A 12,799-nucleotide genomic window follows, 5' to 3' on the forward strand; every position below is an offset into this window, starting at 1 on the left:
AGACCGCCAAGATCTACGACCTGCAGAACCCGCTGTCGAAGATGTCGAAGTCGGCAGAGTCGCACGCCGGCGTGATCTGGGTGCTCGATGAGCCCTCGGTCACCGCCAAGAAGATCATGCGCGCGGTGACGGATGCCGATGGCGGCGTGGTCTTCGACCGGGAGAACAAGCCCGGCGTGGCCAACCTGCTCACGATCTACTCGACCATGGCCGGGCGCACGGTCCAGTCCCTCGAGGACGAATACGCCGGCCGCGGCTACGGGGACCTCAAGAAGGGCCTCGCCGAGGTCGTCACAGGTACCTTCGGTCCGATCCGCGCCCGGGTGATCGAGCTGCTCGACGACCCGGCCGAGCTCGACCGCCTGCTGGCCGTCAACGCCGCGCGGGCGGCATCCGTTGCCGATGCCACCCTCGCCCGTGCGTACGACCGCGTCGGCCTGCTCCCGCCCCGCTGACCACCCGCCCGCGCGCCCTGAGGCACACGGCCGAGACGACTGTGGCCGATTCGGACAACTGTTGCCGGCCCGCGGGCCGCAACTGTCCGAATCGGCCACATACGCCGGTATCGCTCGAGCGCAGTGAGCTAGAGGACGTCCTCGTCCACCCAGTCGAGGGACTTGGTGACGGCCTTCTTCCAGTTGCGGAGGAGGCGGTCACGCTCGGCGACGTCGAGCTGGGGCTCCCAGCGGGCGTCCTCCTGCCAGTTGGCGCGGAGTTCGTCGAGGTCGTTCCAGAAGCCGACCGCGAGGCCGGCCGCATACGCGGCGCCCAGGGCGGTCGTCTCCGCCACGACCGGGCGCACCACCGAGACTCCGAGGATGTCGGCCTGGAACTGCATCAGCAGGTCGTTGGCCGCCGCGCCGCCGTCGACCTTGAGCTCGGTGAGCGGAACGCCAGAGTCAGCGTTGACCGCGTCGAGAACCTCACGCGACTGGTACGCGATCGCCTCGAGTGCTGCCCGGGCGATGTGGCCCTTGTTGACGAAGCGGGTCAGTCCAACGAGTGCACCACGGGCATCGGCACGCCAGTACGGCGCGAACAGGCCGGAGAACGCCGGTACGAAGTAGGCGCCGCCGTTGTCCTTCACAGACAGGGCGAGCGCTTCGATCTCTGAGGCCGAACCGATGATGCCGAGGTTGTCGCGCAGCCACTGGACCAGGGCTCCGGTGACGGCGATCGAGCCCTCGAGCGCGTAGTGCGTCTCGCCGTCGCCGAGCTTGTAGCCCACGGTCGTGAGCAGCCCGTTCTGGGAGTGCACGATCTCGGTGCCGGTGTTGAAGATCAGGAAGTTACCGGTGCCGTAGGTGTTCTTCGCCTCGCCCTGGTCGAACGCGGCCTGGCCGAACGTCGCGGCCTGCTGGTCGCCGAGGATGCCCGAAATCGGGGTCTCCCGCAGCAGGCTGTGGCCGCTCGCGATGCCGTAGACCTCGGAGGAGGAGCGGATCTCGGGCAGCATCGACCGGGGCACGTCGAAGGCGGCGAGGATGTCGTCGTCCCACTGCAGGGTTTCGAGGTCCATGAACAGCGTGCGGCTCGCGTTGGTGACGTCGGTCGCGTGCACGCCGCCCTCGAGGCCGCCGGTGAGGTTCCAGAGCACCCAGGAGTCCGTCGTGCCGAACATCAGCTCGCCGGCATCCGCCTTGGCCCTGGCGCCTTCGACGTTCTCCAGGATCCAGACGATCTTCGTGCCCGAGAAGTACGTGGCGAGCGGCAGGCCGACCTGCTTCTTGAAGCGTTCGACGCCTTCGGTGGCGGCAAGGCGGTCGACGATGGGCTGGGTGCGGGTGTCCTGCCACACGATCGCGTTGTAGACGGGGAGCCCGGTGGTGCGGTCCCAGACCACGGCGGTCTCGCGCTGGTTGGTGATGCCGACGGCGGCGATGTCGTGCCGGGTCAGGTTCGCCTTGGACAGTGCCTGCCCGATGACCTCGCGGGTGTTGTTCCAGATCTCCATCGGGTCGTGCTCGACCCAGCCGGCGCGGGGGAAGATCTGCTCGTGCTCGAGCTGGCCGTTCGAGACGATCGAACCGGCCTTGTCGAAGATGATCGCCCGGGTGCTGGTCGTCCCCTGGTCGATCGCGATGACGTAGTCAGCCATTGATAACTCCTTCGTTATTCGTGTGTGTGTCAGGTTAAGCGGGTGAGGTGAAAGCTGTGTGGGAATGTCCGGCGAGGCGGCCGCCCCGGCCGGCGCCACCGGCGGACGCCGGGCTAGGCGAGGACCGGCAGGAGTGCTGTGGAGACGAGGCCGGCGAGGACGCCGCCGATGACGGGTCCGACGACCGGCACCCAGGAGTACGCCCAGTCTGACGAGCCCTTGCCCTTGATCGGCAGGATGAAGTGCGCGATGCGCGGTCCCAGGTCACGGGCCGGGTTGATCGCGTACCCGGTCGGCCCACCGAGCGAGGTGCCGATCACGATGACGAGCAGGGCCACTGGCAGGGCGCCCAGAGCGGCGAGGCCGCCGGACGTGCCCTGCCGCCCGCCGCCGAAGGCGATCACGACGAAGACCAGAACGAAGGTGCCGATGATCTCGGTGACGAGGTTCCAGCCGTAGGAGCGGATGGCCGGGCCGGTCGAGAAGACGCCGAGTTTGTTCGCCGGGTCGGGCTCCTGGTCGAAGTGCTGCTTGTACGCGAGCCAGCAGAAGACGGCGCCGATGATGGCGCCGACCATCTGCGCGCCGATGTAGACGAGCACCGACAGGAAGTTCACCGGGACCCTGGAGCCGAACTCCGTCGCGCCCGATGCGACGAGGCCGAGCGTCACGGCGGGGTTCAGGTGCGCCCCCGAGTTGTAGGAGACGATGACGCCGGAGTAGACCGCGAGGCCCCAGCCGATGTTCACCATCAGGAAGCCGCCACCGAGCCCCTTGTTCTTGGCGAGGGCCACGTTGGCGACCACCCCGCAGCCGAGGAGAACCAGGAGGGCCGTGCCCACAAGCTCCGAGAGGAAAACGATACTGAGATTGTCCACATTGACACCCTTGTTCAGTGAAGCCGAGTTGCTGACGTTGGTGATGAAACAACGTTTGGGCCGATGATGGCCGTAAAACGAATCTCGAGAAACCTATCGGCTCAGCGCGGCCAATGGTGCATCCACGCGTGCACGTTTGTGCAGATCGTGGGCTACGCGCGTGGAGCGGATGCCGCGTCGACCGTGGTGAGCTCGACAGCATGCCGGTCGCGCAGCACGTCGACGGCGAGGTCGAGCTCGGCTGCCCCGCGCGCGGAATCCCAGCCCAGCACGGGAGCGAGGACTCCGGCGAGTTCTTCGAGCAGCGCCAGGCTGAGCTCACCACGGAAGGCCATGCTCGTTCGTCGCAGCACGAGGTCGGTCAGGTGCACCACGGATTCTGTGGCCGCGAGGAACTCAATCTCGCGACGGGAGTAATCGGCGTGGTGTTCCAGCGCTTCGTCCGGTTCCGCGGTGATGAAGTCGATCACGTCGACCGCGCGGGTGCCGTAGCGGGTCAGCAGTTCGTCGGCCCTCGAGGCGCCGACCTCGTCGCCGTTCGCGACGATCCACACCCGGTGCGCGGCATCCGTCGACGGGAAGTTGCGACCGCCGCCGATGGGAAGGCCGGCCGTCGACACGACCCGGGTGCGGCCGAGCACGGCGAGGATGTCACCGCTCAGGTGCTCGGCGAGGGCCCGGAACGTCGTCCACTTGCCGCCGACGAGGCTGAGCAGGGTGCCCGGTCGGGCACCGAGCGGACGGGACTCGATGCGGTAGTCGCGGGAGACGAACCCCGGCGCCTCGTCGTCGTGCCGCGGCAGCGGACGCACACCGGCGAACCGGAAGACGATCTCTGAGCGGTCGACGGCCACATCCGGGAAAACGTGCTTGACGAGATCGAAGAAGTAGTCGACCTCGGCCTCAGTGCAGCGCGCGGGCTGGGTCATATCGTGTTCGAGGTCGGTGGTGCCGACCAGCACCCGGCCCGCAAGCGGGTAGATCAACACGATGCGGCCGTCCTTGTGCTCGAAGAAGATTTCGCGGCCACCCGTTGCCGCGAGAAGCTCCCGGTTGTCGAGCACGATGTGCGACCCCTTGGTGCCGCCCATGTACGTGCTGGTCTGGCCGAGGGCCGTGTTCGTGAGGTCGGTCCAGGGCCCGGACGTGTTCACGACGATGTCGGCCTCGAAGCTGAATTCGGCGCCGGTGACCGCGTTCCGAAGACGCACGCCCGCGGCATCCATGCCGATGGCCTCGATGTAGTTGGCGCTGCGCGCGTGCGCACCGGCGGCCAGGCCGTCGGCCAGCACGTCGAGCGCGAGGCGCTCGGGGTCGTGCATCGAGGCGTCGAAGTAAGTGGCCGTGTACTTCAGGCCCGGGTTGAGGCGCGGCAGCAGTCTGAGCGAGGCCTTCCTGCCGAGGAACTCGTGCCGGGGCACCGTGCCGCCGTCGCGGGAGAAGGAGTCGTAGAGCATCATGCCGATCTTGATCAGCAAGGCGCCACGTTCCTGGGCCGCAGCCTGGCGGTGAGTGAGAAAGCGCATCGGCGCCGACATCACCCCGGAGAAGGTGGAGTAGATCGGAATGGTCGTCTTGAGGGGCTTGACGTAGTGCGGGGCGATCTTCAGCAGGCTGTTGCGTTCCTCGACCGACTCCTTGACCAGGCGGAATTCCCCGTTCTCGAGGTAGCGCACACCACCGTGGATCATGTGGGAGGAGGCCGACGAGGCGCCGGAGACGTAGTCGCCCTTGTCGACGATCGCGACGTCGATGCCCTGCATCGCCAGGTCACGGAAGGTCGCGATGCCGTTGATCCCGGCTCCGATGATGAGCACCTGGGCCCGGGGGAGTTGCTGCAGGGCGGCCTGGGCGGCGGCTCCGGACAGCGGACGGGCGGAGGATGACTGATCGGGAGTTGACGGCACTGATTCGCTCACTTCTTTGCGGCTGGGAAACTATGCGGGACGGGAGACTTCTCCTACCCTGCTAAGTTCTACACAAACGGTCAAGAACCGTGAACATATGTGCAAGGAGTCGCCGTGATCCATCCGAATGATCCGCCCCTGTCCGACCGCACCTCGGACGCCCTCACCGCGGCGCAGCTGTATTACGTGCAGGACCTCACGATGGAGGCCATCGCGCAGGAGCTGCACACCTCCCGTTCGTCGGTGTCACGCCTGCTCAGCCAGGCCAGGGCCAGCGGGCTGGTCGACATCCAGATCCGCTCTCCGCTCGATGCTCCCAGCCGGGTCGAGAAGCTGATCCTGGACCGGTTCCAGGTCACCGCGCACGTTCTGCCGGTGCCCGACTATGCCAGCGACGTCGACAGGCTGGAGCGAGTTGCCCTGTCCGTTGCACGGATTCTCGGCGAATTCTTCGACTCGAACATGATCATGGGCATCGCCTGGGGCTCCACGATGAATGCCGTCAGCCGCCACCTGACACCGAAGCGCACCCACAACGCGCAGATCGTGCAGTTGAACGGCGCCGGAAACACCCGCAGCACGGGCCTCGACTACGCCAATGAGATCCTGCGGCGATTCAGCAACGCGTTCGACGCCCGCCTGGAGCAGTTCCCGGTTCCCACCTTCTTCGACGACCCGGCCACACGCACGGCCTATTGGCGTGAACGCGGACTGCGCCGGTTGCTGGAAATGCAGGGCAACATGGATGTCGCCCTCTTCAGCGTGGGATCGCCCTTCTCCATGGTTCCCAGTCACGTGTATGTCGGCGGCTACCTCGACGACGAGGAGTTCACGGCGCTCAGCGACGCCGGGGTCGTCGGCGACGTTGCGACAGTCTTCTACCGCGCGGACGGTTCGACAGACGGCATCCCGCTCAACGACCGCGGGACCGGACCGGAACTGTCGGTGTTGCGCCGCACCCCGCGGCGCATCTGCGTTGTCGCAGGCACCTCCAAGGTGGACAGCCTGCGCGGCGCGCTGGCCGCCGGCCTCATCACCGACCTGTTCATCGACGAGGGCACCGCCCGGGCCCTGGTCGGGTCGTAAGAAAACGTCCAAATCCTGCACAGGGCCGGGAGGGAATTATCCGGGAGTGGTGGCGTTGGGCTATAACTAGAAGCAAGAAACGTGCTCCGGGGTCGGTGTAAATCCGAACCGGCGGTGAAAGTCCGCGACCCGTTCCGCCCCAGGGCGAAACGGTTGAGCTGGTGAAATTCCAGCACCGACGGTTAAAGTCCGGATGAGAGGCGCACGATTCGGTTGGACCTTCGGGGCCCGCCGAAGGATTGTGGCGTACGCGTACCCACAGTCCACCCCCGGAGTTCGTTGCAGAAACGAATGGGGCGGGAATGATCCAGGACACCGAGCGTGACATGCTCATGCGGCGCGCCCTCTCCCTCGCCGCCAATGGCCCGGCCACCGGACTGAATCCGCGGGTCGGCTGCGTCATCGTCGACCCGGACGGCGTCGTCCTGGCAGAAGGCTGGCACCGCGGCGCCGGCACTGCCCACGCCGAGGTCGACGCCCTGTCGCACCTCCCGGCCGGATCCGCCCGCGGCGCGACCGTCATCGTCACCCTCGAACCGTGCAACCACACCGGCCGCACCGGCCCCTGCGCCGTCGCCCTGATCGAAGCGGGCGTGAGCCGGGTGATCTTCGCCGTCTCCGATCCCGGCCGCGCGTCGTCCGGCGGCGCAGAGCGACTCCGCGCCGCCGACGTCGAAGTCGTCGGCGGGGTGCTCGCCGACGAGGGAGAAGCCTTCCTCGCCGACTGGCTCGTCGCCGCGCGGCTCGGCCGCCCGTTCGTGACGCGCAAGTGGGCCTCGCGCCTCGACGGCCGGACCGCCGCGGCCGACGGCTCGAGCCGCTGGATCACCGGCCCGGATGCCCGCCTCGACGTGCACCGGCGGCGCACGGCCGCAGGCGCGATCCTCGTCGGCACCGGCACCGTGCTCGCCGACGACCCGGCCCTCACCGCCCGTGCCGCCGACGGAAGCCTGCTCCCCAACCAGCCGATCCCCGTGGTGATCGGCACCCGCGCGGTGCCCGCGGATGCCACTATCCGGCACCACCCGCATCCGCCGCTGTTCTACCCCGGCCCCGACCTCAACGAGATCCTCCACGACCTGCACGCCCGCGGCATCCGCAGCGCATTCATCGAGGGCGGACCGGGACTCGCGAGCGCCTTCGTCGGGTCCGGGCTCGTCGACGAATACCTCGTCTACCTCGCTCCGACCCTGCTCGGCGGCGGCCGGCTCGCCGTCGGCGACATCGGCGTGACCGGGATCGACCAGCAACGCCGGCTCACGGTCGAGGGCATCGAGCGCCTCGGCGAGGACCTGCTCGTGATCGCCCGGCCCCTGGACTTCCCGCACGCGGAAACCGCACACACAGAGACAAGGATCTGACATGTTCACCGGAATCATCGAGGAACTCGGCACCGTCGACCGGGTCGAACACGGCACGGATGCCGTACGCCTGACCGTCCGCGGGCCTCTCGCCGTGTCCGGGGCCGCGATCGGCGACTCGATCTCCGTCAACGGCGTCTGCCTGACCGTCGTGGAGCGCACGCCGGAAACGTTCACCGCCGACGTGATGGCGCAGACCCTGCGCATGTCGACCCTCTCCGAGGCGGGGCCAGGGACCCCGGTCAACCTCGAGCGCGCCGCCCTCGTCGGCGGGCGCCTGGGCGGACACATCGTGCAGGGCCACATCGACGGCACGAGCGAGCTGCTCGCGGTCACCCCTGGCGACGCCTGGCGCGTGCTGCGGTTCAGCCTCTCCCCCGAACTCGCGCCCCTCGTGACGAACAAGGGCTCGATCGCCGTCGACGGGGTCTCCCTCACGGTCAGCACGATCAGCCCGGCGACCGAACCCGAGCAGTGGTTCGAAGTCTCCCTCATCCCCGAAACCCTCACGGCCACCACGCTCGGAAAACGAACGGTCGGAGAGCACGTCAACATCGAAACCGATATCCTGGCCCGCCACGTCGAGCGCATGCTCGCCCTCGCGGACGCAGGATCACGAAGGAGTCACTCATGAGCCTCGCAGACATCCCCAGCGCGCTCGCGGAACTGCGTCTCGGCAAGCCGGTCATCGTCGCCGACGACGAAGGCAGGGAGAACGAGGGTGACGTGATCATCTCGGGGCAGATGGCCACCCAGGAATGGCTCGCGTGGACCGTGCGCTACTCCTCGGGGTTCATCTGCGCGCCGATGACCAATGAGCTCGCCGACAAGCTCAACCTGCCGATCATGGTGCCGAACAACGAAGACCCCCGCGGCACGAACTACACGATCTCCGTCGACGCCGCCGACCGGCTGAGCACCGGCATCAGCGCCGCGGACCGTGCCCACACCCTGCGCGTGCTCGCCGACCCGGCATCCACCCCCTCGAGCCTGCACCGGCCGGGCCACATCATGCCGCTGCGCGCGAAGGACGGCGGCGTGCGCGAACGCGACGGCCACACCGAGGCTGCCGTCGACCTGATGAAACTCGCCGGGCTCGCCCCCGTCGCCGGAATCTCCGAGATCGTCGCAGAGGACGGCGAGATGATGCGCCTGCCCGGCCTCCTCGAGCTCGGCGAACGCGAGGGTGTGCTCGTGATCACGATCGCCGACCTGATCGCCTACCTCGACGAGTTCCACGCGGACTCCGAGCTGCCGACCGCGCACGCCATCCGGGAATCCCCGCGCGTCGACTTCGAGGTCGAGACGACCGTGCCGACCCGGCACGGCGACTTCCAGATCCGGGCATACCGCGACCGGATGACCGGAGCGGACCACGTCGCCCTCGTCTCGGGGACGCCCAGGGACGGCGCCCTCGTGCGGGTGCACTCCGAGTGCCTCACCGGGGAGGCCTTCGGTTCGCTCAAGTGCGAGTGCGGACCGCAGCTCGACGCGGCTCTCGAAACCATCCAGGCCGAGGGCGGCATCGTGATCTACCTGCGCGGCCAGGAGGGTCGCGGCATCGGCCTGATCAACAAGCTGCGGGCATACAAGCTCCAGGAACAGGGCCTCGACACGATCGACGCGAACCTCGCGCTCGGCCTGCCCGCCGACGCCCGAGACTACGGCGCCGCGAGCGCGATCCTCGACCAGATGGGCATCTCCTCGGTGCGCCTGCTCACCAACAACCCCGAGAAGCTCCGCCAGCTCGAAGAGCACGGGGTCACGGTCGTCGAACGCGTTCCGCTCATCGTCGGCGTGGGCATCGACAACCAGGAGTACCTCGCCGTGAAACGCGAACGCATGGGCCACCACCTGGCCGACCGGGACATCGTGAAAGGACTCGCACTATGAGTGGAGCAGGCTCGCCCACGGTCGTCGTCGACGGCACGGGCCTCACCATCGTCATCATCGCCGGCCGCTGGCACGACGTCATCACCGATGGGCTGATCGCCGGCGCCACCCGGGTACTCGAGGCATCCGGCGCCACGTTCTCGCTCGTGCGCGTGCCGGGCAGCTTCGAGTTGCCGGTCGCCGCGAAGGTCGCCCTCGAAAATGGGGCGGATGCCGTGGTCGCGCTCGGCGTGATCATCCGCGGCGGCACCCCGCACTTCGAGTACGTGTCCGCTGCCGCAACGGACGGTCTCACCCGGGTCGCCCTCGACACCGGAAAGCCGGTCGGCTTCGGCGTGCTCACCCTCGACGACGAGCAGCAGGGCCTCGACAGGGCCGGCCTGCCTGGTTCGAAGGAGGACAAGGGCGAGGAAGCGGCATCCGCTGCAATCAACACCGCCCAGGTGCTGCGCGCCCTCCGTATGCCGAATTCGTAATACCCGAGATCGGTCACTGGGAGCGGATGCCGGCAGGGGCATCCGTTCGCACCCTCGGCCCCGGAAACGGAAAGTCCCGATTGGGCGACGGTTCGCCTCAGGATTTGAGTCCGACGAGTCACGGACGTATGGTGCAGAGTGACCGCCACAAGCGGACACCTCCCTCCGGGTACCCCCGCGCGGGCACGACGCCTGATCGACGCCGGCGCTCCCGCACGGGTCGACACGCCCGATCACGCCCCCTCACCACGGAATGACTCTCTTCCATGTCCTCATCCACACTGTCGCATCCGTCAGCCGCAACCCCCGAGCCGCAGGCGCCCACCAACCCCCGCAGCCGCGTCGTGCTCGCGAGCCTCATCGGCACCACGATCGAGTTCTACGACTTCTACGTCTACGCGACCGCGGCGGTTCTCGTCTTCCCGCACCTCTTCTTCCCGACCGGCAATGAGACCACGGCGCTGCTCGCTTCCTTCGCGGTCTTCGGCGCGGCCATGGTCGCCCGTCCCGTCGGCGCCCTCGTCTTCGGGCACTTCGGCGACAAGGTCGGCCGCAAGGCGACCCTCGTCGGCGCGCTGCTCACGATGGGCATCGCGACCTTCCTGATCGGACTGCTCCCGACCTACGCCCAGGTCGGCTGGTTCGCCCCGCTGCTGCTCGTCGTGCTGCGCCTCGCCCAGGGCTTCGCGCTCGGCGGAGAGTGGAGCGGTGCCGCCCTCGTGGCGACCGAAAACGCTCCGAAGGGCAAACGCGCCTGGTACGGAACCTTCCCGCAGGTCGGCGCGCCGATCGGCTTCATCATCGCGAACGGCCTGTTCCTGCTGATCGCCACGCTGCTGCCGAGCGACGACCCGACCCGGCCGTCCACCGCGTTCCTCGAGTGGGCCTGGCGGGTGCCGTTCCTGTTCTCCGCGGTGATGGTCATCATCGGCCTGTGGGTGCGGCTGCGCCTCGTCGAGAGCGACGCCTTCACGAAGGCCACGCGCACGAACCGGGTGCACAAGCTCCCGCTCGCCGCGGTGTTCAAGTCCAACTGGCGCGAACTGATCCTCGGAACCTTCATCATGCTCGCGACCTACGTGCTGTTCTACCTGATGACGACGTTCAGCCTGAGCTACGGCCGCGCGGCGACAACCGCTCCCGTCGCGGGCCTCGGCTACAGCTACACGACCTTTGTGCTGATGATGATCGCCGGCGTGCTGTTCTTCGGCGTGTTCACCCTCGCCTCCGGGCCCTGGGCCGACCGCTTCGGCCGCCGCCGCACCCTGATCTGGGTCACCCTCGCGATCATCGTCTTCGGACTGCTCTTCGTGCCACTGCTCGGCGCCGGGTTCCTCGGCGTGATGATCTTCCTGATCCTCGGCTTCACCCTGATGGGCATGACGTTCGGGCCGATGGGCGCCCTCCTGCCCGAACTGTTCCCGACAGCGGTGCGGTACACCGGTTCCGCTTTCGCGTACAACATGAGCTCGATCCTCGGTGCGGCGGTCGCCCCGTTCATCGCCGTCTGGCTCTGGACGCTCGGCGGCGGCAGCCCGTTCTGGGTCGGCGTGTACCTCTTCGTGATGGCGGTCATCACCCTGGTCGCCCTCCTGCTCAGCCGCGAGACCAAGGACGTCGACATCGAGGCGTAGCCCGCCCCTTCCGTGACCGTTCCGGTCGAGAGTGCCCGTTGCGCGGGTCACTCTCGACCGGGACGGGACGGGTCACGGTCGAGGTTTGAGGTTAAGCTCGATTGGTGAGTACCCCGATCAGTGACGCCAGCACGCCCGCCGAAACCGCAGCATCCACCGGGCCCGCACCGGCCGCGGCACCGAAGCCGCGCAGCCGCCTCGGGCGTCTTGGGCGTCGTGCGGATGCCGCGAACGGCCCGCGCGCGACCTTCGGCCAGCTGCTCCCCTACCTTCTCGAGCACAAGAAGGTGCTCAGTGTCGTCGTCCTGCTGAGCATCCTCGGGGCGCTCGCGAGCCTCGCCCAGCCGCTGCTGGTCAGCCAGGTCATCACCGTCGTGCAGCAGAACCAGCCCCTCGGCGCACTCGTCTGGGGGCTCGTCGCGCTCGTCGTGGTGTCCGGGCTGATCAGCGGATACCAGCACTACCTGCTGCAGCGCACCGGGGAAGGCGTCGTGCTCTCGAGCCGGCGCAAGCTCATCGGGCGGATGCTGCGCCTCCCGATCAGCGAGTTCGACACCCGTCGCACCGGCGACCTCGTCTCCCGGGTCGGCTCTGACACGACCCTGCTGCGCGCCGTGCTCACCCAGGGACTCGTCGAGGCGATCGGCGGTTCGCTCACCTTCCTCGGCGCGCTGATCGCGATGCTCGTGATCGACCCGGTTCTGCTCGGGCTGACCGTGCTCGTGATCGCGGCATCCGTCGTCACGGTCACGCTGCTGTCGCAGCGGATCCGCGTCGCGAGCCGCATGGCCCAGGAGAAGGTCGGCGCCCTCGCCGCGAGCGTCGAGCGGGCGATCAGCTCGATTCGAACCGTGCGCGCCTCGAACGCGACAGACCGCGAGATCGCGGCCGTCGACGCCGACGCGACCGGCGCGTACCAGATGGGGCTGCAGGTCGCGAAGATCTCGGCCCTCGTCGTGCCGATCGCCGGCATCGCGATGCAGGTGTCCTTCCTCGTCGTGCTCGGCATCGGCGGCTTCCGGGTCGCGAGCGGCCAGATCACGGTCGCGAACCTGATCGCGTTCATCCTCTTCCTGTTCCTGATGATCCTGCCGCTGGGCCAGGCCTTCGGCGCGATCACCTCGGTCAACTCGGCGCTCGGCGCCCTCGGCCGCATCCAGGAGATCATCGACCTGCCCGCAGAGGACCAGTTCGACCGCGACCTGTTCCCGCTCGCGATCACCGTCGGCGCCGCCAACGAATCGGTCCGCCCGGACGCCCCCGCGATCTCCTTCGAGAACGTGTTCTTCGGGTACGCGACCCAGGCGTCGACGGCGGATGCCGCGGCGCCCGTCGCCGCTGCGGGCGACGGCGGGCCTGGTGCCGGGCCTGGTACTGGTACTGGGTCCGGTACCGGCGATTCCGGCGGTTCGCCTGCCGGTCCCCCCGCGGACGTCATGCCGAACGCGCTCGTGACGGCCCTCGTT

General features: G+C 68.2%; 10 protein-coding genes, 1 pseudogene and 1 riboswitch. Of the genes and pseudogenes, 8 read left to right on the plus strand and 3 right to left on the minus strand.

What is annotated here, in order from left to right; translation table 11 throughout:
* Positions 1-455, plus strand: a pseudogene (locus QN345_RS09305) (tryptophan--tRNA ligase); the annotation flags it as partial.
* 128 nt (positions 456-583) lie between these two features.
* On the opposite strand, the gene glpK reads toward QN345_RS09305, so the two are convergent.
* The 3 genes from glpK to QN345_RS09320 form a co-directional block, all read right to left on the minus strand.
* The gene (gene glpK / locus QN345_RS09310; protein WP_323508596.1) at positions 584-2,098 is read right to left on the minus strand and encodes a glycerol kinase GlpK; all 1,515 of its coding nucleotides are present in this window, start codon (positions 2,096-2,098) and stop codon (positions 584-586) included.
* Positions 2,099-2,211: 113 nt separating this feature from the next.
* The gene (locus QN345_RS09315) at positions 2,212-2,976 is read right to left on the minus strand and encodes an MIP/aquaporin family protein (protein ID WP_323504715.1); all 765 of its coding nucleotides are present in this window, start codon (positions 2,974-2,976) and stop codon (positions 2,212-2,214) included.
* Between the two features lie 152 nt (positions 2,977-3,128).
* On the minus strand, positions 3,129-4,844 hold the full coding sequence (locus QN345_RS09320) for a glycerol-3-phosphate dehydrogenase/oxidase (RefSeq protein WP_323508598.1): 1,716 nt from the start codon (positions 4,842-4,844) through the stop codon (positions 3,129-3,131).
* Positions 4,845-4,997: 153 nt separating this feature from the next.
* Between QN345_RS09320 and QN345_RS09325 the strand changes: the two genes are divergently transcribed.
* The 7 genes from QN345_RS09325 to QN345_RS09355 all read left to right on the plus strand — a co-directional run.
* Positions 4,998-5,969 carry a sugar-binding transcriptional regulator gene (locus tag QN345_RS09325; RefSeq protein ID WP_255454143.1) on the plus strand — a complete coding sequence of 324 codons (972 nt, stop codon included), beginning with the start codon at positions 4,998-5,000 and terminating at the stop codon, positions 5,967-5,969.
* Between the two features lie 78 nt (positions 5,970-6,047).
* Positions 6,048-6,178: riboswitch (FMN riboswitch) on the plus strand.
* 93 nt (positions 6,179-6,271) lie between these two features.
* Positions 6,272-7,330 carry a bifunctional diaminohydroxyphosphoribosylaminopyrimidine deaminase/5-amino-6-(5-phosphoribosylamino)uracil reductase RibD gene (gene ribD / locus QN345_RS09330; RefSeq protein ID WP_323508597.1) on the plus strand — a complete coding sequence of 353 codons (1,059 nt, stop codon included), beginning with the start codon at positions 6,272-6,274 and terminating at the stop codon, positions 7,328-7,330.
* 1 nt (position 7,331) lies between these two features.
* The gene (locus QN345_RS09335; RefSeq protein WP_323504713.1) at positions 7,332-7,964 is read left to right on the plus strand and encodes a riboflavin synthase; all 633 of its coding nucleotides are present in this window, start codon (positions 7,332-7,334) and stop codon (positions 7,962-7,964) included.
* Complete coding sequence (gene ribA / locus QN345_RS09340) at positions 7,961-9,223, plus strand: GTP cyclohydrolase II (RefSeq protein ID WP_134560716.1); 1,263 nt, start codon at positions 7,961-7,963, stop codon at positions 9,221-9,223. Before QN345_RS09335 ends, ribA begins: the two co-directional genes overlap by 4 nt.
* Positions 9,220-9,699: a 6,7-dimethyl-8-ribityllumazine synthase gene (ribH, locus tag QN345_RS09345; RefSeq protein ID WP_322136437.1), complete on the plus strand. Its 480-nt coding sequence runs from the start codon at positions 9,220-9,222 to the stop codon at positions 9,697-9,699. Before ribA ends, ribH begins: the two co-directional genes overlap by 4 nt.
* 266 nt (positions 9,700-9,965) lie before the next feature.
* Entirely contained in the window at positions 9,966-11,333 is a 1,368-nt protein-coding gene (locus QN345_RS09350; RefSeq protein ID WP_322189415.1) for an MFS transporter, read from the plus strand.
* Between the two features lie 104 nt (positions 11,334-11,437).
* On the plus strand, positions 11,438-12,799 hold a 1,362-nt coding region (locus QN345_RS09355), incomplete at its 3' end, for an ABC transporter ATP-binding protein (protein ID WP_416347654.1).

Origin of the sequence: Cryobacterium sp. 10I1, assembly GCF_035019805.1 — a bacterium.
Lineage (GTDB): Bacteria > Actinomycetota > Actinomycetes > Actinomycetales > Microbacteriaceae > Cryobacterium > Cryobacterium glucosi.

What these genes read in the sequence shown, in the direction of transcription:
- ribH (WP_322136437.1), top strand. Translation starts at nt 9,220, where the DNA reads ATGAGTGGAGCAGGCTCGCCCACGGTCGTCGTCGACGGCACGGGCCTC.
- QN345_RS09335 (WP_323504713.1), top strand. Translation starts at nt 7,332, where the DNA reads ATGTTCACCGGAATCATCGAGGAACTCGGCACCGTCGACCGGGTCGAA.
- QN345_RS09350 (WP_322189415.1), top strand. Translation starts at nt 9,966, where the DNA reads ATGTCCTCATCCACACTGTCGCATCCGTCAGCCGCAACCCCCGAGCCG.
- ribA (WP_134560716.1), top strand. Translation starts at nt 7,961, where the DNA reads ATGAGCCTCGCAGACATCCCCAGCGCGCTCGCGGAACTGCGTCTCGGC.
- ribD (WP_323508597.1), top strand. Translation starts at nt 6,272, where the DNA reads ATGATCCAGGACACCGAGCGTGACATGCTCATGCGGCGCGCCCTCTCC.
- glpK (WP_323508596.1), bottom strand. Translation starts at nt 2,098, where the DNA reads ATGGCTGACTACGTCATCGCGATCGACCAGGGGACGACCAGCACCCGG.